Below are 22,467 nucleotides of genomic sequence, written 5' to 3'. Positions count from 1 at the left end.
CTCATTCGTCGCCCTCCAGATCTCCCTCGAGTTCGAGGTAGGTCGCCCGGAGCCGGTCCAGGGTCTCCTGGTCCGGCTCCGCCCACAGCCCGCGGTCCGCCGCCTCCAGCAGCCGTTCCGTGATGCCGCGCAGGGCCCAGGGGTTGGACTTGCGCATGAACTCCTGGTTCTCCGGCGAGAACACGTACTCGGAGGCCAACTTCTCGTACATCCAGTCGTCCACGACCCCGGCCGTGGCGTCGTACCCGAAGAGGTAGTCGACGGTCGCCGCCATCTCGAAGGCGCCCTTGTAACCGTGCCGGCGCATCGCGGCCATCCAGCGCGGGTTGACCACCCGGGCGCGGAAGACCCGGTGCGTCTCCTCGCCCAGCGTGCGCGTCTTCACCTGGTCGGGAACGGCCGAATCCCCCACGTACGCCTCGGGATTCGCCCCCGTCAGATGCCGCACCATGGCGACCATGCCGCCGTGGTACTGGAAGTAGTCGTCGGCGTCGACGAGGTCGTGCTCGCGGGTGTCGACGTTCTTCGCCGCGATCGCGATGCGCTTGAACGCCGTCTCCATGTCGCCGCGCGCTGCCCGGCCGTCGAGCCCGCGCCCGTAGGCATAGCCGCCCCACACCGCGTACACCTCGGCGAGGTCGGCGTCCGAGCGCCAGTTGCGGGCGTCGATCAGGGGCAGCAGACCGGCGCCGTACGCGCCCGGCTTGGAGCCGAAGATACGGGCCGTCGCGCGCCGCCGGTCGCCGTGCTGCGCGGTGTCCTCGTCGGCGTGCTTGCGCACGTAGTTCCGGTCGGCGGGCTCGTCCAGCTCGGCGACCGCGCGCACCGCGTCGTCGAGCAGACCCACGACGTGCGGGAACGCGTCCCGGAAGAAGCCCGAGATACGGACCGTGACGTCGATGCGCGGGCGGCCGAGCTCGTCGAGCGGGACGATCTCGAAGCCGGTGACGCGTCGCGACGCGTCGTCCCACACCGGGCGGCAGCCGAGCAGCGCGAGGATCTCCGCGATGTCGTCGCCCTGGGTGCGCATCGCGGACGTGCCCCAGACCGTCAGACCGACGGACGTCGGGTACGCGCCCGTGTCCTGCAGATACCGCTGGACGAGGGAGTCCGCGAGGGACTGGCCGACCTCCCAACTGAGCCTGGACGGAATGGCCTTGGGGTCGACCGAGTAGAAGTTGCGGCCGGTCGGCAGGACGTTGACGAGCCCGCGCGTCGGCGAACCCGACGGGCCCGCCGGGACGTAACCGCCGTTCAGCGCCTTGAGGATGTGCCCGATCTCGTCCGTCGTCCGGGCGAGCCGCGGCACGACCTCGCGGCAGGCGAACTCCAGCACCGCGACGGCGTCGGGGAGTTCGACGCCGAGGACCTCGCGCACGAGTGCTGGGACGGCGACCGCGTCCCAGCCGCGCTCCTCCATGCCCAGCGCCGACCGACGGCACAGCTGCTCCAGCAGGTCGATCGCGTCGGCCGCCGTACGGGCCGGGCCCTCGACCAGGTCCGTCAGCTCGACGGGCACCTTCACCGGAGCGCCCGGCTCGGCCAGCAACTCCTTCTCCACCAGGCCGAAGTACTCGGCGAGGCAGGCGCGCAGACCGGGCAGCGCGTTCGCCGCGCCGCCCCACACCTGCGAGGCGCGCAGCACGGCGAGCACGAGGTTCACCCGCGGCTCGGCCTCCGGACCGCCGCCCAGGATGTGCAGTCCGTCGCGGATCTGCACGTCCTTGATCTCGCACAGATAGCCGTCGATGTGCATCACGAACTCGTCGAAGTCGCCGTCGTCCGGCTGCTCGTCGATGTGCAGGTCGTGGTGGAGCTCGGCCGCCTTCACCAGTGTCCAGATCTGCGCGCGGACCGCCGGGGCCTTCGTCGGGTCCAGGTCGGAGACCAGGGCGTACTCGTCGAGGAGCTGTTCCAGTTTCGCGAGGTCGCCGTAGGTGTCGGCGCGCGCCATCGGCGGCACGAGGTGGTCGACGACGGTGGCGTGCCCGCGGCGCTTGGCCTGCGTGCCCTCGCCGGGGTCGTTGACGATGAACGGGTAGACCAGGGGGAGTTCGCCGAGGACGGCGTCGGGCGCGCAGCCGCCGCTGAGCCCGAGGCCCTTGCCCGGCAGCCACTCCATCGTGCCGTGCTTGCCCATGTGCACGACCGCGTCGGCGCCGAAGCCGCCTTGAGAAGGCTCTGCCTCCAGCCAGCGGTAGGCGGCCATGTAGTGGTGCGACGGCGGCATGTCCGGATCGTGGTAGATGGCGATCGGGTTCTCGCCGAACCCGCGCGGCGGCTGGATCATCACCACGACGTTCCCGAACTCCAGGCACGCCAGCACGATGTCGTCGCCGTCCACGTAGAGGGAGCCCGGCGGCTCGCCCCAGGCCTCCAGCATGCCTTCGCGCAGCGTGGGGTCGAGCGTCTCGAACCAGGCCCGGTAGTCCGCGAGCGGCACACGCGCCGGAGCGGCGGCGAGCTGGTCCTCGGTCAGCCACTCGACGTCGTGACCCCCGGCGGCGATGAGCCGGTGGATCAACTCGTCGCCGTTGTCGGGGTATTCGGCGAGGGCGTAGCCCGCGTCCCGGAGCGCGTCGAGTACCCGTACCGCGGAGGCGGGGGTGTCGAGACCGACCGCGTTGCCGACCCGCGAATGCTTGGTCGGGTAGGCGGTGAAGACGATCCCGAGCTTTTTCTCCGCGTTCGGCTTGTGCTTCAACAGGGCGTGCCGCAGGGCGATTCCGGCGACCCGCGCGGCCCGCTCGGGGTCGGCGACGTACACCGGGACGTCGTCGGGACCCTGTTCCTTGAAGGAGAACGGCACGGTGATGAGACGGCCGTCGAACTCCGGGATCGCGACCTGCATCGCCGCGTCCATGGGCGACAGGGCCGCGTCCGACGCGTCCCAGGCGCTCTTCGACGAGGTCAGGCAGAGCCCCTGGAGCACCGGGATGTCGAGGTCGGCGAGCGCCCCGATGTCCCAGGCCTCCTCGTCGCCGCCCGCGGACGCCTCGGAGGCGTGGGTGCCGCCCGCCGCGAGGACGGTGGCGACGAGGGTGTCGGCCCGGCCGAGGATCTCGTACAGGCCCGGGTCGGCTCCGCGCAGCGAACCGCAGTACACGGCAAGGGCGTTGGCGCCGCGTGCCTCGATCGCGTCGCACAGCGTGTCCACGAACGCGGTGTTCCCGGACAGTTCGTGGGCCCGGTAGAACAGCACACCGACGGTCGGGCGGCCCTCGACGAAGGCACGCTCGCCGTGGACGCCGAACTCCGCCGTCCTGTGCGGCTCCTCGAAGCCCTCGCCCGTGAGCAGCACGGTGTCCGAGAGGAACCGGGCCAGCTCGGCCAGGTTGGCGGGGCCGCCCTCGACGAGATAGCGCAGCGCCTCCGCCACCACCCCCGCGGGCACCGACGACTCGGCCATCAGCTCGGCGTCGGGGACGGACTCGCCGCCGAGCAGCACGGTCGGGACACCGGACGCCTTCAGAAAGGCCAGCCCGTCCTCCCAGGCCCGCTTGCCGCCCAGCAGCCGTACGACGGCCACGTCCGCGCCCTCGAGGAGCGTGGCGAGTTCGCCCGCGACGTCCACCCGGGTCGGATTGCCGATCCGGTAGCCGGCGCCACTGGCGCGGGCGGCCAGCAGATCCGTGTCGGCGGTCGACAACAACAACACTGTGCTCATGCGGGTGCTCCCGGTGGAATGAAGGGCAGTCCTTGCGGCGCGCCGGACTCGATGAGTCGCCACAGCGCGTCCGTGTCCGCGTGTTCCTCGATCAGGTCGCCGAGCCGGTCCAGCTGCTCCTCGCGCAGCGCCGCGAACGACGTGTCGGCCGCCGGCACGAAGCGGCGGCCCGCGGCGGCGGCCACCTCGCGCAGGAAGGCCCGCCGGAAACCGTCCGACTCGAGCGAGCCGTGCCAGTGCGTGCCCCAGACGGAGCCGACGCGGCACCCGTCCAGGTCCTGTCCGTGGTTGTCGGACATGAACGCCTCGCCACCGGCGACTTCGGCGACGCCGTGGTGGATCTCGTAACCCTCGACGTGTTCGCCGAGCGCCTCGCCGACCGGCCGCGTCAGCGTCTTCTCCCGCGCGAACCGCACACGTACGGGCAGGAGTCCGAGCCCGTCGACATGACCGGCGCGCGACTCGACCTCGTCCTCGATGTGCTCCCCGAGGAGCTGGTAGCCGCCGCAGATGCCGAGGACGGGCCGCCCCTCGGCCGCCCGGCGGGCGATCGCGTCCGCGAGTCCGCGCTCGCGCAGCCACTGGAGCGCCTTCACCGTGCCCCGGGTCCCGGGCACGATGACGAGATCCGCGTCGGCCAGTTCCTCGGCCCGGTCCACGAACCGCACGACGACGCCCGGTTCGGCGGCCAGCGCGTCCACGTCGGTGAAGTTGGACATCAGCGGGATCGCGCAGACGGCGACCCGCAGGACGTCCTCGCCGACGGGCGAGGAGACGGCCGACTCGCGGACGGCCCCGCGCAGCGAGACACGCAGTCCGTCCTCCTCGTCGATGCCCAGACCGTGCTGGAAGGGCAGGACGCCGTAGGAGCGCCGCCCGGTGAGGCCGTGCAGCATGTCGAGGCCGGGCTCCAGCAGGGTGACGTCACCGCGGAACTTGTTGACGAGGAACCCGGCGACGAGCGCCTGGTCCTCGGGCGACAGCAGGGCGACCGTCCCGAAGAACGAGGCGAAGACACCGCCGCGGTCGATGTCACCCACGATGAGTACGGGAAGCCCGGCGTTGCGAGCCACCCCCATGTTCACGATGTCGGTGCGCCGCAGATTGATCTCGGCCGGACTGCCGGCCCCCTCACAGATCACCGCGTCATACGTGCCCCGCAACTGGGCGAGACAGTCGAGAACGGTCCCGAGGAGTGCTTCCTGACGCCCCCCGTGCAGCCGTTCCCCGGGCGCCCCGGCGCCCGGAAGCGGCTCTGCCGCGGGCCCGGACGTCCCGAAGAACCCGCGCGCGCTCATCTCGCCCACCGGCCTGCCCATCAGGACGACCTGACTGCTGCGGTCGCTGCCCGGCTTGAGCAGCACGGGATTCATCAGCGCGGTCGGCTCCACGCGGGCGGCCTGCGCCTGCATGGCCTGCGCCCGCCCGATCTCGGCGCCCTCGCGCGTCACGAACGAGTTCAGGGACATGTTCTGCGCCTTGAAGGGCGCGACCTTGACGCCCCGGCGCACCAGCCACCGGCAGATCCCGGCGGTCACGACGCTCTTGCCCGCGTCGGAGGTGGTTCCGGCGATCAGCAGCCCGCCGCTCATGCGGTGCGCCCCTTCCTGGTCAGCAGAACCGTGAGCAGCACCCGTCCGGCGGCGCTCACGCCGAGCGCGAGCCGGCCGACGCGCCGGGAGAGCCGTACGGCCCGCTCGATGTCGTGGATGTGGACGGCGCGCCCCGCGTCGTTGAGCACGGGCCGGTGCTCGACCCGTCCCCCGTACGAGAGGGTGCCGCCGAGCCGCACGCCGAGCGCGCCCGCGAACGAGGCTTCCACGGGCCCGGCGTTGGGGCTCGGATGCTTGCGGGCGTCCGCGCGCCAGGCGCGCACGGCGCCCCGCGGGTCGGATCCGGCCGCGGCCGCGAGGACGGCGGTCAGCCGGGCTCCGGGCCAGCCGGCGACGTCGTCGAGCCGGGCGGAGGCCCAGCCGTAGCGCCGGTACCGGCGGGACCTGTGCCCGACCATGGCGTCGAGCGTGTTCACGGCGCGGAAGGCGACGAGTCCGGGCACACCGGCGACGGCGCCCCAGACCAGAGCGCCGACGACGGCGTCGGAGGTGTTCTCGGCGACGGACTCGACGACGGCCCGCGCGATCCCGTCGGCGTCCAGCGCCTGCGGATCGCGGCCGCACAGGTGCGGCAGCCGCTCCCGGGCCGTGTCGATGTCACCGGCCGCGAGTGCGCCGCCGATCGCCCGCGCCTCACGGCCGAGGGAGGTGCCTCCGACGACGGCCCAGGTGGCGGCGGCGGTCAGGGCGACGGAGGCGGCAGGCGAGGTGCGTACGGTACGGCTCGCGAGCGCGGCGAGTCCGGTGGCGCCGCCCACGCAGAGAGCCGTGTGCAGGGCACCCCACCCGCGGTGGTCCCGCCACAGTGTCCGCTCCACGGTCGCGGCGGCCCGCCCGAACGCGGCGACCGGATGCCCCCGGCGGGGATCGCCGAGCAGCAGGTCGCCGAGGAGGCCGGCGGCGGCGCCGTACGCGAAGACGCGATCGGCACGCACGGGGTCAGCCCGCGGTCGGGTGGAGTGGAACCCTTGTACTCAGCGGAACGGGAAACGGGCAGCCGCGCATGGCGATATGTCCTCACTCAGGGTGTCCACGCCCTGGTTCGACGAGACCGGCGGTGAGAGTTCCTGGCTCCCGGGGAGTTTCTTCCCCGATGACAGTGGCGGGACCGCGCCGGATTCGCACCGGCTTCCTCTCATGCCGCCGTACTTGGCTCCGGCAGTCCACCACGGGGTGAGAACGGCCGTCAACTGGCTGTTGACCTGCGGAGGGGCAGTGTGCGCAGGCCCACATACGCGTGGGGTGCGGGACGGTGATCCGTCCCGCACCCCACGCGCGGTTCTGCTCGGCGCAACCCTCTTTCGGGCCGCTTGTGCCGGGCTACTTGGTGATGATCAGGGAGATGCCGTACGCCACCGCCACGGTGCAGGCCGCGAAGCAGACATACGCGCCGGTGGCCGCCGCGACCGCGGAACCGCCCTGGGCCGTCTCCTTCTTGGAGAGGCCGGCGACGCCGAGGGTGAAGAGGGCGACGAGAGCCACGGTCACTCCGAGGCTGACCCCGAAGACGGACCCGAGGGCTGACCAGTCGATGTTCATGCTGTTTCTTCCTTCGGTTCTCAGGCCACGGGGGACGGCGCCGACGGGCTCGCCGTGGGCTCGGCGGGAGCCGGGATGGTGGCCTTGAGGTCCTCGGCCACGGTGCCGGCCGGGGGCGGCGTGACGGCGGCGATGGCCGTGGTCACCACTCCGGCGGGCTCTTCGGCGTCGTTCACGTTGGTGTGGTCGATGACCTCGCGGCGCGAGCGGCGCCAGATCGCGAAGCTGGAACCGACCAGGAAGACGGCGACGAGGGCGGTGCCCCAGGCACCGAAACCGGTCACCCACTCGGCGAGCGCGCCGACCAGGGCGGCGGCGGGCAGCGTGAGGACCCAGGCGACGACCATCCGCTTGGCGGTGGACCAGCGGACCACACCGCCCTTGCGGCCGAGGCCCGCGCCCATCACGGAGCCGGAGACCGAGTGCGTGGTGGAGAGGGAGAAGCCGATGTGCGAGGAGGCCAGGATGACCGTGGCCGCGCTGGTCTGGGCGGCGAAGCCCTGCTGCGGCTGGAGGTCGGTCAGGCCCTTGCCCATCGTGCGGATGATGCGCCAGCCGCCCAGGTAGGTGCCGAGCGCGATGGCGAGACCGGCGGAGAGGATGACCCAGACCGGCGGGTCGGAGTCGGGAGCGACGGCGCCACCGGCGACCAGGGCCAGGGTGATGATGCCCATCGTCTTCTGCGCGTCGTTGGTGCCGTGGGCCAGCGAGACAAGGCCCGCGGAGGCTATCTGGCCGGCGCGGTAACCCTTCTTGGTGGCCTTGGTGTCGGCGTTACCACTGAGCTTGTACGACAGCCGGGTCGCGAACATCGCGGCGAGGCCGGCGACGATCGGAGCCGCGACGGCGGGCAGGAGCACCTTGCCGACCAGGACGTCCCCGTGCACAGCGCCGGTACCGGCGGAGGCGATGGTGGCGCCGACCAGGCCGCCCATGAGGGCGTGCGAGGAACTGGACGGGAGTCCGACGAGCCACGTCACGAGGTTCCAGAGGATCGCGCCGACGAGCGCGGCGAAGATCACCTCCGGCTTGATGCCGGATTCATCGACGAGGCCTTTGGAGATCGTGTTGGCGACCTCCACAGAGAGAAAGGCGCCGACAAGGTTGAGCGCGGCGGACATGGCCACCGCGACCTTGGGCTTGAGTGCGCCGGTCGAGATGGTGGTGGCCATCGCGTTGGCGGTGTCGTGGAAACCGTTCGTGAAATCGAACACGAGAGCGGTGACGATCACGATTCCGAGGAGGAGCGTGATGTGTTCCATTTACCCAGGCTTCTGTTGGACGTCAGTGGCAGGTGGACCGTAGGCAACCTGGATGAACGGAAGGTGAACTGGGGCGGGCGTCATGGTGTCCCGAATGGCGAATCCCCCCTCCGCTTGTGTCGGAGGGGCGAGGCTGCGGGTTCGAACGGATGTGGAATTCCGTGCTCCGCTTGGGTCGCCGTCCCGGGGTGGGCCGCTTGGGCCGAGCCGGGGATCAGTCGAAGAGATTCTGGTCACCCGGCAGGCTGCCGCTGTTGTCGTGCTGCCGGAAGGTCCGCGCGACCGTCCGGCGGGCAGCGCTCCGGTGCCCGCCGGACCGTAGCGGGCCAGCCACGGCGTGTGATCCGCGGCAAATGTCCGGCTGGAGTCGGTGCCGGTGTTCCATCGGTGAATTGTGACGCAGATCACGGATCGACAGCCGGTCTTCCGGCGGATCCCGTCGCTGAAGGCCGCGATCCGGTTCGCCATTCCGGCCTTGCCGAGGCCGTGGCGCTGGTGCTTGCCGTACGGGTCGTACTCGACGTCCGGCGCGGGCGGCAGTGTCCAGCCGTCCGCGCGCCGTGCCCGCCGTTGTGTACGAGATGCGCGGCCTGCGCGGTGCCGGGACGAGCGGTCCGGCGCCGCGAAGTGGCGGGCGTCGTGGAGGACGCCGCGTCGCGTGCGCCGTCGTACTGCCGGGCGGGGCAGGGCTTGCGGTGGGTGGTGGACTCGGTTGCCTTCACGTGGTGGACGAACCGCGCGCCCTTCGCTTCCGCGCTCCGCCGGTCCGCGTTCCTCTGGTGAGAAGGAGACGTCGTGCCCTTTGGTGTTGCCCGCGGCCCAGGCCGGGAGCGCGGAGAGGGAGGCGCCCCCACGGTCAGCCCGTACGCACCCTTACTGAGGTGTGACTTCCGCCCTGAGGCGCGCCCGCCCAAGGTGCGTCGGCGGCCGGGCCTGGCAGGATCGCGTCATGACTGAGCGACACCGGGACGCACGGGACGGGCGGGAGGACCCACAAATGGCGGAAGAGCGCGACGAGGGGGACGAGTCGGCCGCGCGGGACGCCCTTCGGGGGGCCTGGGACGAGCTCGTCGCGACGGCCCGCCGGACGGTCGCCGACGGGCTGGTCGTCGGTACGTCGGGCAACGTCTCGGTCCGCGTCGGCGACACGGTCCTGGTCACGCCCACGGGCGTGCCCTACGACCGGCTGACGCACGACGACATCGTCGGCGTCGGCCCCGACGGCCGTCAGGTGATCGGTTCGCTGCGGCCCACCAGCGAACTGCCGATGCACCTCGCGGTGTACCGCGAGACCGGGGCGCGGGCCGTCGTCCACACCCACGCCCCGCACGCGACGGCCGTCTCGGTCCTCGTCCCCGAGCTCCCGCTCATCCACTACATGGCCGCGGACCTCGGCGGCCCGGTGCGCGTCGCCCCCTACGCGACCTATGGCACGCCGGAGTTGGCCGAGAACATGCTCCGGGCCCTGGCCGGCCGCGCCGCCTGCCTCCTCCAGAACCACGGCACCATCGCCTACGGAGCCTCGCCGGCCCAGGCGTACGACCGCACGGCCCAGCTGGAATGGATGTGCCGCGTCTGGCTCCTGTCCTCCTCCGTCCCGGGCCTCGCGCCCGCCCTGCTCTCGCCTGACCAGCTCGAGGAGGCGGGGGAGCGGCTGCGGGGATACGGCCAGAAGCGGTAGGGCCGGAAAGAGGCTGGGCGGAAGGGGCTGGGCGGAGAGGCTGGTCGGAGGAGGTAGGGCGGAAGGGGCTGGGCGGAGGAGGTAGGGCGGAAGGGGCTAGGTGGAGGGGCAGGGCCGAGGAGGTGGGCGTAAGGCTTGCCCGGAGCCCGGAGCCCGGAGCCCGGAGCCCGGAGCCCGGAGCCCGGAGCCCGGAGCCCGGAGCCCGGAGCCCGAGTCCGCCGACCGAGGTCCGTCGTGCCCCGGTCGCCGGACCGGCCCGGTGGGCGGGGGCCGGTGAGCGCCGGCCGTCACCCCTGGAGGCCCTCCCGCTGGCCGATGCCGGGATCCCCCGGGAAACTGGTCGAGTGCGCATCCTAAGAGCCACGGCAGCGGCCGTTTCCGTAGCCATTGCCGCGGGCGTGGCCTCCGTGGCGGCAGGCCGGTTCGCCAGCGACGCCGCGCTGAAGGCGAGGCCCGGCAAGCCCCTGCCCACCGAGCCCCGGCTCACCGTGCACGCCACGACGGCGGGCGGAATCACCCTCACCCGTGCCCTCGCCTCCCGGCGCCCGGGAACCTACGGCCTCGCGGGCGACGGCTCCCATGCGGTCGTCGGCCCGCTCCAGAACTCCGTCCCCCACACCGCAGACACCGTCGTACGCCGACTCGAACGCGTCACGCACGGCTCCCTGGAACCCGGCGACAAGGTGTGGCTCACCCCGAACCTGTACGTCGGGGACCCCGGGTCCGCCCTCGGACTCGAACACGCCGACATCGACGTGCCCGGCGAACTCGGTGCCCTGCCCGCCTGGTTCGTGCCCGCCGTCCGCGACACCTGGATCATCACCGTGCACGGCCTGGGCGCCACCCGGGAACACCCCATGAACCTGATGGGGTTCCTGAACGGCCGGCACTTCCCCGTGCTCGACCTCGCCTACCGGGGCGACCTCGGGGCACCACGCCCCCCGGACGGCCTGAACCACCTCGGCGAGACGGAGTGGCGCGACCTCGACGCGGCCATCCGCTACGCCGTGCGGTACGGCGCCGAGCGGGTCGTCCTCTACGGCTGGTCCACCGGCGCCACCATGGCGCTGCGCGCCGCCGCCCACTCCGCGCTGCGCGAGCGGATCTCCGGGCTCGTCCTGGACTCGCCGGTCCTCGACTGGGAGACCACGCTGCGCGCCCTCGCCGGCGCCCGCCACACCCCGAGCTTCCTGCTGCCGCTCGCGGTGCGCGCCGCCCAGGGCCGCACCGGCGTACGCGGAGACCGCATCGCGCACGCCGCGCATCCCGGCCAGCTCAAGGTGCCGACCCTGCTGGTGCACGGTCCGGACGACACCATCGCCCCCTGGGGCCCCTCCCGCCGCCTCGCCGCGAGCCGCCCCGACCTGGTCACCCTGTACACCGTCCCGAACGCCCCGCACGGCGCCATGTGGAACGCCGACCCGGCAACCTACGAAGAAGCCCTGCGCCGCTTCCTCACCCCCCTGATGTAAGCCATCCCCGATCCGAGCCATCCCTGACGCAAGCCACGGCACCGCGCCGATCCGCCACGGCACCGCGCCGATCCGGATCGGTACGAAGCCCCGCCTCAAACAGCGCCCGTCCCCGGCGCGCGCCCGCAGCCAAGCCGCCACGCGCCCCGAGCGAAGCCGCCACGCGCCCGGAGCGAAGCCGGCACACGCCCCCGGAGTGAAGCCCGCGCGCGCCCCTGGCGCGGGTGGGCCGCAGGGTGGGCCGAGGCTCCGCGCGAGGCGCCTCGGACGACGCGAAGGCGCACTTCCGGTTCGGTCCCGAACAACTCGGCGCGGCACTCTTTCCCGCGTGTCGGACGCCCCGAGAAGGCCCCGCTCCCGCCGCCCCCGTGGCCTGCGAGGGCATTCCGTTTGGGTTTTCGGACCGTCAACCGCAAGACTGCACCCGTGACGTCCCGTAACCCGCGCGACTCCAGGCTCCGACTCGTCAGCCCGCGGTCCCTCGCGGCCGCTCCCCGAGCGGTGACCCAGCGCCGCACGCGCCGCCCCGCACCGCGACCGCCGGAAGGCACACCGCCGCCCGCGGAACTCGCCCGTATGGCGCGCACCGGCCTGTCCGACGCGGCGCGCGTGGCGCGCTGGGCCGACGCCGCCCTGCGCCCGGGGCGCGACGGCGTGAACCCCGGCGGCAAGGGCGCGCTCTCCGACGTCACCGCCGAACGGGCCGCCGCGGATCTCGGACTGACCCCGGTTCAGGTCCGCGCGGACTGGGACACCGCCCGCCTGTCCGGCCTCATCGAGGTCCACGGCGACACCGCCCGCCCGGGATGGCGGCTGCGCGCCTGGAGCCGCGACGACAGCGCCGTCCTGCGCGGCTGGGTCGCCCTCTTCGACGCATGGTCCCTCGCATACCCCGAGCCGGCGGACCGCGAGCCCGCGGCCGTCGCCGAGGTCGTCTCCGCGATGCCCCAGGTGCTCTCCTTCCTTCAGCTCTCGGCCGGGCCCGTCCCCGTGGACCAACTCCTCGACCTCCTCGGGCAGCGCGTCACGGAACTGCGCACCGAGCGCTGCGAAATCCCCTACGGCCCCGAGCCCGAGGCGGCCCCCGAGCCCGCCGAGGTCCTGGAGCCCGCCGAGGTCCTGGACGCCCCCCTCGCCCCCCTCCTCGAGTGGGCCCTGCACGCCCTCGCCTCCGTCGGCGCGCTGACCTACGGCGAAGGACAGGCCACACTCACCCCGCTCGGCAGCTGGGCGGTCTGGGTCAAGCTGGAGCAGATCTGCGTCGCCGCGCAGAGCCCCGCCGGGAACATCGAGCAGTCCGCCGAGGACATGCTCCGTGGCTGCGCCCAGCTCCGCCCCAACGCCGCCCGCGCCGAGTACCGCGCCTGGCTCGCCGCCCGCCCGGTCGGCGGGGCCGTCACCGAACTCATCGACGCCGCGCGCGGCGAGGACGCCCTCAGCCGCGGCCTCGCCTTCGAGGCACTGCGCGTGGTCGGCGCTCCCGCCGAGCCCGACGTACGCGCCGTCGTCGAGGAGACCCCGCTGCGCCCCTACGCCCTGCTGTGGCTCGCCGAGCACGACGGCTACGACCCCGAGGACGCCCACGAGGTCCTCACCCGCGCCGAGTCCACCTGGCTGTGGGTCGACACCGCGGCCGCCGTGGCGGACCACGGAGAGGCCCCGCTTCTCGTCCGCCATCTGGAGTCCGCGGTGCAGCCCACCGTGCCCGCGCTGCTCGACGAGGTGCGCGCGGTCGGGCATCCGCGCACGGTGCAGGTGCTGGTCGCGCTCGCCGCCGCGCACCCGGACCCGGCCCTCGCCAAGGCCGTACGCCGGGCCGCCTTCCAGGTGCACACCGGGGGAAGCTGACCGGAGGAGCTGACAGGGGAGCCGGCCTGGAGCAGGCGCGGGCCGCCGCCCGGCGGGGTTCTACACGCCTATCTCGGGGGCGTAGGTACCGAAGCTCCAGATGTTGCCCTCGATGTCGCGGGCCATGTAGTCCCGCGAGCCGTAGTCCTGGTCGGTCGGGGCCATGAGGATCTCCGCGCCGTGGTCCACGGCTCGCTGGTGGTGTGCGTCGACGTCGTCCACGACGATGTACACCCCGCACGGGCCCGCGTTCTTCATCGCCTCGTCGAAGCGGCCGCCGCGGCCCTTGGAACCGAGCATCACCGCGCCGTTGCCCTGCACCAGCTCGGCGTGCGTCACCAAGCCGTCCTCACCCTCGTAGACGGACAGCTCGGTGAAGCCGAAGGCCTCCGTGAGCTGCCTGATCGCCGCCTTCGCGTCGGCGTACAGCATCGAGGGGTAGATGCTCGGGCGCCCGCCGTTCATGCCAGCCATACCGATCACTCCGTCTCGTCACACACTGCCGGATTCCGATCCGCCGCTCAGTCTGGCACCGGCCACTGACAACGCCACGCGGCCCGGAGCCAGGCCACCGCCACGTAGCCAGGCCGATGCCGCAGGACCGGGCCACCGCCGTGGGACCGGGCCGTCACCGCGGTACCCGGTCCGGTACCCGGCATGGCTCCCGCTCACCGGAACGTGTTGCACGGCGCCATGTCGCCGCTGGTGAAGCCCTGGTAGAACCACTGCTGCCGCTGCTGGGCGGAACCGTGCGTCCAGGTCTCCGGGGTCACCCGGCCCTGGTACCTCGACTGGATCCGGTCGTCGCCGACGGCCGCCGCCGCGTCCAGTCCGTCGCGGATGTCGGCGTCCGTCAGCGAGGTCAGCAGCGGCTTGCCCGTCGACGAGGAGGGCGTGGTGGTCGCGTGCCGCGCCCACACCCCCGCGTAGCAGTCGGCCTGGAGCTCCACCTTCACCGAGTTGCTGTTCGCGCCGGTCACGCCGTCCTGCGACCGGGCCGGCGGGCCCATCAGGTTCTGCACGTGATGCCCGTACTCGTGCGCCACCACGTACGCCTGCGCGAACGGTCCGCCGCTGGAGCCGAACTTCGTACGAAGATCGTCGAAGAAGCCGAGGTCCAGATAGACCTTGCGGTCGAGGGGACAGTAGAAGGGCCCGACGGACGACGTCGCGGTGCCGCACGCGGTGTTGACCCGGCCGTTGAAGAACACCGTCGGGGCGCGGGTGTAGGTGCCGCCCCTGCGCGCGAACTCCCGGTTCCAGTAGGCCTGGACGCTGTTGACCACCGCCACGATCCGGCAGTCCTCCCGGGCGTTCGCGTCCCGGCCCGTCCGGCAGGTCTGCTGCACCTGCGCGAGGGAGGAGGCGGTCGTTCCGGGCTGGTCGCCGCCCGAGGAGAGCCCGAGCTGGTCGGGACCCACTCCGAAGAGCAGTCCGATGACCAGGGCGATCAGGCCGGCGAGTCCGCCGCCGATGCTGGCCCCGCCGCCGGGGATTCGACTGCCGCGCACATCCTGCACCTCGGAGGTGTCCAGATCGGCGTCGTCGTCGAACTGCATGGGCACACCGCTTCCTGCCGTACGTCACTCGGTGGCGCCATCCTCATACGCTCCCGGACCCCCGGCCCCGGCCCGAGGTCCGAACGGGCGACGCCCGGACCGGGCCGCCTCCGCAGACCGGACCGGCGAGAAGCATCACAGCGGGACCGGCGAGATCATCGCCGTGACGGCCACCGCCGGACAGCTCCGCGCCGAACCCCCTTCGGGCACCGTAGAGACACCGGGCGGGCACTGAGCAGCCGCCGAGCAGGCGCCGAAGAGGTACCGAGACGGTGCCGGGCGGCGGGGCGAGTGTCACAGTGCGCGACGCCCGCACACCGGAAAAGTGCTTGCACCGCCCCGTTAGACTTGGCCCATGGCCATTCTCCTCGCGCACTAGACGGCGGGAACGTCCTCAGCCGCCCACCCCGCCAACAATCCTGCCCTGGAGTCTGTCCGTGATTTCCGCCTCCGGTATCGAGCTGCGCGCCGGCGCCCGCATCCTCATCGAGTCCGCCACCTTCCGCATCACGAAGGGCGACCGCATCGGCCTGGTCGGCCGCAACGGCGCGGGCAAGACGACCCTCACCAAGGTCCTCGCGGGCGAAGGCCAGCCCGCCGCGGGCGCCGTCGCCCGCTCCGGCGAGGTCGGCTACCTGCCGCAGGACCCGCGCACCGGCGACCTCGACGTGCTCGCCCGCGACCGCGTCCTGTCGGCCCGTGGCCTGGACGTCCTGATCCGCAAGATGCGCGAGAACGAACAGCGCATCGCCAACGGCTCGGGCGCCACCCGCGAGAAGGCCATGCGGCAGTACGAGCGCCAGGAGACGGAGTTCCTCACCAAGGGCGGTTACTCCGCCGAGGCCGAGGCCGCCACCATCGCCGCCGCGCTCAACCTGCCCGACCGGGTGCTCGGCCAGCCCCTGCACACGCTCTCCGGCGGTCAGCGCCGCCGTATCGAGCTGGCCCGCATCCTCTTCTCGGACGCCGACACCCTGCTGCTCGACGAGCCGACGAACCACCTCGACGCCGACTCCATCGTCTGGCTGCGCGACTACCTGAAGAGCTACCGCGGCGGCTTCATCGTGATCTCCCACGATGTCGACCTCGTCGAGACGGTCGTCAACAAGGTGTTCTATCTGGACGCCAACCGCGCCCAGATCGACGTCTACAACATGGGCTGGAAGCTCTACCAGCAGCAGCGCGAGGCCGACGAGAAGCGCCGCAAGCGCGAGCGCCAGAACGCCGAGAAGAAGGCCGCGGCACTGAACGCGCAGGCCGACAAGATGCGCGCCAAAGCCACCAAGACGGTCGCCGCCCAGAACATGGCCAAGCGCGCCGACCGGCTGCTCGCCGGCCTGGACGCCGTCCGTGTCTCCGACAAGGTCGCCAAGCTGCGTTTCCCGGAGCCCGCGCCCTGCGGCAGGACCCCGCTCATGGCCGAGGGCCTGTCGAAGTCGTACGGCTCCCTGGAGATCTTCACCGACGTCGACCTGGCCATCGACAAGGGCTCCCGGGTCGTCATCCTCGGCCTGAACGGCGCCGGCAAGACGACCCTCCTGCGCCTGCTCGGCGGCGCCGAGAAGCCCGACACCGGAGAGGTCATCGAGGGCCACGGCCTCAAGCTCGGCTACTACGCGCAGGAGCACGAGACCCTCGACCCCGAGCGCACGGTCCTGGAGAACATGCGCTCCGCCGCCCCCGACCTGGACCTGGTCGAGGTCCGCAAGACGCTCGGCTCGTTCCTGTTCTCCGGCGACGACGTCGACAAGCCGGCCGGCGTGCTCTCCGGCGGAGAGAAGACCCGGCTCGCGCTCGCGACCCTCGTCGTCTCGTCCGCGAACGTCCTGCTGCTCGACGAGCCGACGAACAACCTCGACCCGGCCAGCCGCGAGGAGATCCTCGGCGCGCTGCGCACCTACAAGGGCGCCGTCGTCCTCGTCACCCACGACGAGGGAGCCGTCCAGGCGCTCCAGCCGGAGCGGATCATCCTGCTGCCGGACGGCGTCGAGGACCTGTGGGGCGCCGACTACGCCGACCTGGTGGCCCTCGCCTGATCCCGTGCGCGGCCTCCGGGAGGGGGTTCGCACCGCTTGATCGAATGACTGATCCACTGCGTATGGATCATTCGGCCGATCCGTGATCCATCATCTGTGTGAGATCTCCTCGTACCGAGGTGTGTCGTACATCGATTTCACGGCCGAGTCCTTTGTTCCCAAGGACTCGGCCGTTCTGCGTCGCTGACCAGGCACTTCGCGGAGGAACCCGTTCGGGTGTACGGACGACACCGGCCGGAATCAAAGATTCCACTCGTGGGGACGGGCTCCTGTCGTCAAAACCTTGTCTTACGGACCTTGCCGAATGGGTGGCCATGACGCCCGGAAGGGGTGATCATGAGAGTCCAGAGCGCACTTCCCATGAGGAGGACCGGGTGGCCGAGACTCTGAAGAAGGGCAGCCGGGTTACCGGCGCCGCGCGCGACAAGCTCGCGGCAGACCTGAAGAAGAAGTACGACTCCGGTGCGAGCATCCGAGCGCTGGCCGAAGAGACCGGCCGCTCGTATGGCTTCGTGCACCGGATGCTCAGTGAGTCGGGTGTCACGCTCCGAGGGCGTGGCGGAGCGACGCGGGGCAAGAAGGCCGCCTCGGCCTGAGGCCGGGCGTCCCCATCGGCTTCGGTGGTGACCACCCGGTCGGTCGGGTGACCGACCGGGTGGTTACTGTGCAGTCACTTAGGTGCGTTCCTCGTGTCTTCGCGGGGTGCGCAGCCGATCCGACCGCACCCATCGGAGGCACCCCATGGCTTCGCTCGACAAGGATCTCGACCCGGTATTCGACAAGGACGGCGTACGGCTCACCGTCGACGGCGCGATCGCCACGGTGACGCTGACCAATCCGGCCAAGCGCAACGCCCAGAGTCCTGCTCTCTGGCGGGCTTTGACGCAGGCCGGCCGGTCACTGCCGGGCTCCGTCCGGGTGGTCGTCCTGCGTGCCGAGGGCCAGTCCTTCTCCGCGGGGCTCGACCGTCAGGCGTTCACGCCCGAGGGCTTCGACGGGGAACCGTCGTTCATCGACCTCGCGCGCGGCTCCGACGCCGAGCTCGACGCGACCATCGCCGAGTACCAGGAGGCGTTCACCTGGTGGCGGCGCAGCGACATCGTCTCCGTCGCCGCTGTGCAGGGGCATGCCATCGGTGCGGGGTTCCAGCTCGCGCTCGCCTGTGACCTGCGCGTCGTCGCCGACGACGTGCAGTTCGCCATGCGCGAGACCAGCCTCGGTCTGGTGCCCGACCTCACGGGGACGCACCCGCTGGTCAGCCTCGTGGGATACGCCCGTGCGCTCGAGATCTGCGCCACGGGCCGCTTCGTCCTGGCCGAGGAGGCCGAGCGCACCGGGCTCGCCAACCTCGCCGTGCCCGGCGAGCAGCTCGACGACGCGGTCCGCGACCTGACCGCGGCACTGCTGGCCGCGCCGCGGGATGCCGTGATCGAGACGAAGGCCCTGCTGCGCGGGGCACAGGAGCGGTCGTACGAGGAGCAGCGCACCGCCGAGCGAGCCTCCCAGGCGCGTCGGCTCCGCGACCTCGCGGGCGCGGGGGACTAGACACCTCCTGCGACCCCTGAAGCTCCCTGAGGCGGGACACCCTCCAAGGACGGACGTCCTGGTCTCCTGAGGACGGACGCTCTGGCTTCCTGAGGACGGATGTCCTGGCTCCCTGAGAACGGATGTCCTGGTTCCCTATGGACGGGCTTCCCGGCTCACGGCGGTCACCAGCACCGCCACGGACGGGGTGTCCCGTACGGCCTCCGCGATCGCTGTCCTGACCGCCCGTGCCACGTCCACCGCCCGCTCTTCCCGGGAGACGGCGATCTCGACACGGATATGGCGGCGCGGCAGGGCCGGTTCCGTGGCGGGCGCGGTCTCGACGTGGACCGGTCGGCCCAGCGCGTCCGTCAGACGGGTGACGCCCGGGACGGCCAGGACGGCCGCCGCGATCCGCGCCTGCTCGGGGTCCTTCGGCATCGGGGCCCTCCGCACGTCGTCGGCCGGCGCGGCGATGGACGCCTTCCGCGGGTCGTCGGCCGACCCGGCGGAGGCCCGCGTCTCCCGTACACCGTCGGCAGGTACGGCTGCGGGCGTGTCCGGTACGCCGTCGGCAGGTACGGCGGTCTGTGCCACCGGTACGCCGACGGCCGGCACGGCGGTTTGTGTCACCGGTACATCGGCGGCCGACGCGGGGGTCTGCGTGCTCCGTACGTCGTCGGGCGGGACGGCTGCGGGCACCCGCCGTTCCTCGTCCGTCGGGAAGGCGGCAGGTGTCTCGCCTTCCTCCAGCAGGTCCGTCACCTGCAGGTCCACCTCGGTGACGTCGAGACCGAGTCCTCGCGTCGCAGCGGTGGCCAGGGCCAGGCGCAGCCGGGCCGCGGTGGCCGGGAGGGGTTCGACGTCCGGGACCGTGGGATCCGCCGAGGCCAGGAACTCCGCGGTGACACGCAGCGGGCCGGGCGGCAGGGCGCTGGGCGGAGGCGGCACCGCGGGAGTGCCGGTCCGGTCCGGATCGGCGAGCGCGATCCGAAGGCCGCCGAGCCGCACGCCGTCCACCGCGTCCGCCGCGCGCCGCAGTGCCGACTCGGCGGCCTCCTCCGTGATCCACGCGCCGTCGCGCGGAAGGCCCAGCGGCAGGAGTCTGCCGAGCCCGAGCTGGTGCCGTACCACTTGCGTCCACCGGTCCGCCGTCATTGCTCCAGCCTGCCCCATCCACGACGCGCGACCGCGCGACCCGACCTACTGTGAGCAGAGGAGGACGACCGAAAGGGACGTACGGCGATGACCGACATGACCGAGCGGAACCGGACGGACAGCCCCGACATCGAGAAGGAGAGCCAGCAGACCCGTAAGCCCACCAAGCGCGGCGGCGGGGATCCCGCCACGCGGGGACGGACCACGATCGCCGACGGAGTCGTGGAGAAGATCGCCGGGCTCGCCGCCCGTGACGTAGTCGGTGTCCACACGATGGGCAGCGGGCTGAGCCGGACCTTCGGAGCGGTACGCGACCGGGTGCCGGGCGGGTCCAAATCCGTGACCCGGGGTGTGAAGGCCGAGGTCGGCGAGCTGCAGACGGCGCTCGACCTGGAGATCGTCGTCGACTACGGCGTCTCGATCGCCGACGTGGCCAGGGACGTGCGCGAGAACGTCGTCGCGGCCGTCGAGCGCATGACAGGCCTCGAAGTCGTGGAAGTCAACATTGCGGTGAGTGATGTGAAGCTTCCCGAGGAAGAAGACGAGGAGCCGGAGACGCGGCTCCAGTGACCCTCGGGCCACCGGAACACCTCGGACGCCCCGGCCACCGCACCACGAGTGATCACGCGGCCACCGACAGCTGAGGAGCGCATCATGAGCTTGGCCGTGATCGGCATGATCGCCGGAATGGCGCTGGCCTTCGCCGGATACTTCGGCGGTTTCGGCGCCTTCCTCCTGGTGGCCGCCCTGGGGGCCGTCGGGTTCGTCGTCGGACGGCTCCTGGAGGGGGACCTGGACATCGGCGACTTCTTCCGCGCCCGTGACGACCGGCGGCGGTGACGCGTGCCAGGTCATGTCGACCGGCTCGGTGAGACACGGCCGGCCTTTACGACCATCGCGGCCCCCGAGCGGGGCGCCACCCGGATCGCCGACCGGGTCGTCGCGAAGATCGCTTCGCAGGCGGCGCGCGAGGCGCTGCCCCCGCTGCCCGCCGACGCGGTGCCCCCGTACGCGACGGTCGTCGTGCGGCGGCAGTCGGCCGACGTCGGAGCGGACGGCACACCGACGCACAGTGCCCGGGTCAGGGTCAGCCTCGAACTCGGCTACCCGACCGACATCGGTACCCAGTGCGGCGAGGTGCGTCGTCATGTCGCCGAGCGGGTAAGGGCGTTGGCGGGAATGGAAGTACCGGAGGTGGCCGTCCAGGTGGAGCGGCTGCACTTGGCGCACGGTTCCGGCACGGCAAAGGGGAGGACGCAATGAGCGAGCCCCAGGGCTCCGAGAACACCCGGAAGCTGCCCGTACTGGAGAAGCCGGAGAAGGGGGACGACGCGGGCGCGCTGGGGCAGTCCGCCTCCGCGGCTGCCTACGAACCGCTGAACACCGTCGACGACGAGGACGGTCGGCAGGGCCGGTTCTGGTCCGCGCGCCGTATCCCGGCGGGCATTCTCGCCTTCCTGCTCCTCGTCGCGGCGGGCGCCTTCCTCTACGACGTCGTGGCCGTGCGCGCCGGGCGGTCCGCCCTGCGCTGGCGCACGTGGCTGGCCCAGCAGCTCGCCGAGCGGCCGCTCGACGACACCGTGGTCCTCGTCGGTGCCGGAATCGCCGCCGCGGTGGGACTCTGGCTGATCGTCCTCGCGGCCACGCCCGGACTGCGGGACGTGCTGCCGATGCGGCGCACCCACGCCGATGTCCGGGCCGGACTGCACCGGGGTGCCGCCGCGATGGCGCTGCGCGACCGGGCCATGGAGGTCGCCGGGGTGCAGTCGGTCCGCGTGCGCATGAAGCGCCGGAAGGTCGACGTCCGCGCGGTGTCGCACTTCCGGGAACTCGACGACGTGCGCGCCGACCTCGACACCACGCTCGCCGAGGGCATCAAGGGGCTGGGGCTGGCCCGTTCGCCCGCGCTGTCGGTGCGTGTCGCGCGCCCCGGACGGAAGGGGTGAGGTCCGTGCTCCGGATCGTCAACCGCGTACTGATCGGCTTCATCGGGCTCGTGCTGGTCGTCCTCGGCGGCTCCGTGCTCGCCGTCGGGCTCGGTGTACGGCCGCCGTCGTGGTGGATCCACGACGGGCGGCACGACGTGCTGCTCAGCACCGCCGAACGGACCAAGTGGCGGGACCAGGGCTGGTGGTGGCCCGCCGTCATCGCCGTCCTCGCGGTGCTCCTGCTGCTCGCTCTGTGGTGGCTGGTCGCCGTCGTGCGGCGCCGGCGGCTCGCCGACGTGCTCGTCGATACGGGAGACGGCGCGGGCGCGCTGCTGCGCGGGCGGGCCCTGGAGGGCGTGCTGGCCGCGGAATCGGCCCGGCTGGGCGGGGTCGACCAGGCGCACGTCCACCTGACCGGCCGGCGCAGTCTGCCCGAGGCGCGCGTGCGGCTCCTGCTGGAACCGCATGTGGACCCCGGTCACGCGCTGCATCTGCTGACCGTGGAGGCGCTCGCGCACGCACGTGACTCGGCCGGTCTCGCAGCGCTCCCCGCGGAGGTCCGGTTGCGCGGTGTCAAGCACCGCGCGGAGCGCGTGACTTGACCGGCGCGCGACTCCGGGACGGCGTCGGCGGGTCCACCTGCTTCCGATACGGACCTGGCGGTACCTCCTGCTCCCGGATGGGAGAGCCAGGTCCGGGCCCACGCGCCTTCGTGGTCTCGCAGCGCTCCCCGCGAAGATCCGGCTCCGAGGGGTCAAGCACCGCGCGGAGCACGTGACTTGAGGGGCGCCCGCTTGCGGGACTGCCTCGGCGGGCCTGCCCGTTTCCGGGGGCGCCCTGCCGGGCCTGCCGTATCCGTGGCTTCGGCGCGTTCCGCGCTGAGGTCCGCCCACCTGGGGTCAAGCACGGTGCGGAGCCCGTGACTTGAGCGGCGCGTGCTTGCGGGACGGCTCTGGCGGGCAGCCCGTTTCCGGGATGGCCCGGATCGCCCAGCGCTTTCGGGCAGGCCCCGGCAGGCCTACCCGTTTCCGGTCCGGCCTGGCGGTTCCTCCCGCTTGCGGGACGGCTGCGCAGGCTTGTCCGCGTCCGGGTGGGCGCCTGCTGGGCCCACCCGGACGGACGGCCCGGTGGGCTCGCCCGCCTTCGGGAGGGTGTCCTGCTGGGGCCACCCGCTTCCGGA

General features: G+C 72.3%; 20 protein-coding genes and 1 riboswitch. Of the genes, 11 read left to right on the top strand and 9 right to left on the bottom strand.

Annotation, left to right across the window (positions count from 1 at the left end):
• Window position 1: 1 nt before the first annotated feature.
• The 6 genes from cobN to N4G66_RS07975 form a co-directional block, all read right to left on the bottom strand.
• On the bottom strand, window positions 2-3,667 hold the full coding sequence (cobN, locus tag N4G66_RS08000) for a cobaltochelatase subunit CobN (protein WP_261703277.1): 3,666 nt from the start codon (window positions 3,665-3,667) through the stop codon (window positions 2-4).
• Window positions 3,664-5,259 carry a cobyric acid synthase gene (locus tag N4G66_RS07995; protein WP_261703276.1) on the bottom strand — a complete coding sequence of 532 codons (1,596 nt, stop codon included), beginning with the start codon at window positions 5,257-5,259 and terminating at the stop codon, window positions 3,664-3,666. Before N4G66_RS07995 ends, cobN begins: the two co-directional genes overlap by 4 nt.
• Entirely contained in the window at window positions 5,256-6,215 is a 960-nt protein-coding gene (locus tag N4G66_RS07990) for a cobalamin biosynthesis protein (RefSeq protein WP_261703275.1), read from the bottom strand. Before N4G66_RS07990 ends, N4G66_RS07995 begins: the two co-directional genes overlap by 4 nt.
• A gap of 107 nt (window positions 6,216-6,322) precedes the next feature.
• Window positions 6,323-6,463, bottom strand: a riboswitch (cobalamin riboswitch).
• A 137-nt stretch (window positions 6,464-6,600) separates the two neighbouring features.
• Window positions 6,601-6,819: a hypothetical protein gene (locus N4G66_RS07985; protein ID WP_261703274.1), complete on the bottom strand. Its 219-nt coding sequence runs from the start codon at window positions 6,817-6,819 to the stop codon at window positions 6,601-6,603.
• 20 nt (window positions 6,820-6,839) lie between these two features.
• Entirely contained in the window at window positions 6,840-8,081 is a 1,242-nt protein-coding gene (locus N4G66_RS07980; RefSeq protein WP_261703273.1) for an inorganic phosphate transporter, read from the bottom strand.
• Window positions 8,082-8,768 (bottom strand): GH25 family lysozyme, encoded by a 687-nt coding sequence (locus N4G66_RS07975; protein WP_261703451.1) that lies wholly within the window; start codon window positions 8,766-8,768, stop codon window positions 8,082-8,084.
• A 310-nt stretch (window positions 8,769-9,078) separates the two neighbouring features.
• Between N4G66_RS07975 and N4G66_RS07970 the strand changes: the two genes are divergently transcribed.
• The 3 genes from N4G66_RS07970 to N4G66_RS07960 all read left to right on the top strand — a co-directional run bounded on the left by N4G66_RS07970 (window position 9,079) and on the right by N4G66_RS07960 (window position 13,082).
• A complete protein-coding gene (locus N4G66_RS07970) occupies window positions 9,079-9,762 on the top strand; it encodes a class II aldolase/adducin family protein (RefSeq protein ID WP_261703272.1) in 684 nt (227 codons plus the stop codon).
• Between the two features lie 344 nt (window positions 9,763-10,106).
• The gene (locus N4G66_RS07965; protein ID WP_261703271.1) at window positions 10,107-11,234 is read left to right on the top strand and encodes an alpha/beta hydrolase family protein; all 1,128 of its coding nucleotides are present in this window, start codon (window positions 10,107-10,109) and stop codon (window positions 11,232-11,234) included.
• A gap of 426 nt (window positions 11,235-11,660) precedes the next feature.
• Window positions 11,661-13,082, top strand: coding sequence for a hypothetical protein (locus tag N4G66_RS07960; RefSeq protein ID WP_261703270.1), 1,422 nt, complete (start codon window positions 11,661-11,663; stop codon window positions 13,080-13,082).
• Window positions 13,083-13,142: 60 nt separating this feature from the next.
• On the opposite strand, the gene N4G66_RS07955 is transcribed toward N4G66_RS07960, so the two are convergent.
• Together N4G66_RS07955 and ypfJ are read right to left on the bottom strand one after the other, a co-directional pair.
• Complete coding sequence (locus N4G66_RS07955; protein WP_261703269.1) at window positions 13,143-13,556, bottom strand: VOC family protein; 414 nt, start codon at window positions 13,554-13,556, stop codon at window positions 13,143-13,145.
• 194 nt (window positions 13,557-13,750) lie between these two features.
• A complete protein-coding gene (ypfJ, locus tag N4G66_RS07950; RefSeq protein ID WP_261703268.1) occupies window positions 13,751-14,641 on the bottom strand; it encodes a KPN_02809 family neutral zinc metallopeptidase in 891 nt (296 codons plus the stop codon).
• A 437-nt stretch (window positions 14,642-15,078) separates the two neighbouring features.
• Between ypfJ and N4G66_RS07945 the strand changes: the two genes are divergently transcribed.
• From N4G66_RS07945 to N4G66_RS07935, 3 genes are all read left to right on the top strand, one after another.
• Window positions 15,079-16,677 carry an ABC-F family ATP-binding cassette domain-containing protein gene (locus N4G66_RS07945; RefSeq protein WP_261703267.1) on the top strand — a complete coding sequence of 533 codons (1,599 nt, stop codon included), beginning with the start codon at window positions 15,079-15,081 and terminating at the stop codon, window positions 16,675-16,677.
• A gap of 374 nt (window positions 16,678-17,051) precedes the next feature.
• The gene (locus N4G66_RS07940; protein WP_006123601.1) at window positions 17,052-17,273 is read left to right on the top strand and encodes a helix-turn-helix domain-containing protein; all 222 of its coding nucleotides are present in this window, start codon (window positions 17,052-17,054) and stop codon (window positions 17,271-17,273) included.
• Between the two features lie 145 nt (window positions 17,274-17,418).
• The gene (locus N4G66_RS07935) at window positions 17,419-18,222 is read left to right on the top strand and encodes an enoyl-CoA hydratase/isomerase family protein (RefSeq protein ID WP_261703266.1); all 804 of its coding nucleotides are present in this window, start codon (window positions 17,419-17,421) and stop codon (window positions 18,220-18,222) included.
• Between the two features lie 135 nt (window positions 18,223-18,357).
• Here the strand turns inward: N4G66_RS07935 and N4G66_RS07930 are convergent, their stop codons facing one another.
• The gene (locus N4G66_RS07930) at window positions 18,358-19,359 is read right to left on the bottom strand and encodes a hypothetical protein (RefSeq protein WP_261703265.1); all 1,002 of its coding nucleotides are present in this window, start codon (window positions 19,357-19,359) and stop codon (window positions 18,358-18,360) included.
• 87 nt (window positions 19,360-19,446) lie between these two features.
• Between N4G66_RS07930 and N4G66_RS07925 the strand changes: the two genes are divergently transcribed.
• The 5 genes from N4G66_RS07925 to amaP all read left to right on the top strand — a co-directional run bounded on the left by N4G66_RS07925 (window position 19,447) and on the right by amaP (window position 21,889).
• Window positions 19,447-19,929: an Asp23/Gls24 family envelope stress response protein gene (locus tag N4G66_RS07925; RefSeq protein WP_261703264.1), complete on the top strand. Its 483-nt coding sequence runs from the start codon at window positions 19,447-19,449 to the stop codon at window positions 19,927-19,929.
• 84 nt (window positions 19,930-20,013) lie between these two features.
• Window positions 20,014-20,199: a hypothetical protein gene (locus tag N4G66_RS07920; protein WP_261703263.1), complete on the top strand. Its 186-nt coding sequence runs from the start codon at window positions 20,014-20,016 to the stop codon at window positions 20,197-20,199.
• Between the two features lie 3 nt (window positions 20,200-20,202).
• Complete coding sequence (locus N4G66_RS07915; RefSeq protein ID WP_391858774.1) at window positions 20,203-20,622, top strand: Asp23/Gls24 family envelope stress response protein; 420 nt, start codon at window positions 20,203-20,205, stop codon at window positions 20,620-20,622.
• Window positions 20,619-21,305 carry an alkaline shock response membrane anchor protein AmaP gene (locus tag N4G66_RS07910; RefSeq protein WP_261703262.1) on the top strand — a complete coding sequence of 229 codons (687 nt, stop codon included), beginning with the start codon at window positions 20,619-20,621 and terminating at the stop codon, window positions 21,303-21,305. The genes N4G66_RS07915 and N4G66_RS07910 overlap by 4 nt, the downstream gene beginning before the upstream one ends.
• On the top strand, window positions 21,302-21,889 hold the full coding sequence (amaP, locus tag N4G66_RS07905) for an alkaline shock response membrane anchor protein AmaP (RefSeq protein ID WP_391858773.1): 588 nt from the start codon (window positions 21,302-21,304) through the stop codon (window positions 21,887-21,889). The genes N4G66_RS07910 and amaP overlap by 4 nt, the downstream gene beginning before the upstream one ends.
• The last annotated feature ends 578 nt before the right edge of the window (window positions 21,890-22,467 follow it).

Origin of the sequence: Streptomyces rhizosphaerihabitans (assembly GCF_025399795.1) — a bacterium.
Classification (GTDB): Bacteria; Actinomycetota; Actinomycetes; order Streptomycetales; family Streptomycetaceae; genus Streptomyces; species Streptomyces rhizosphaerihabitans.
Note: the sequence above shows the minus strand (reverse complement) of the source record. Positions and strands in the feature narration are given on the sequence as shown.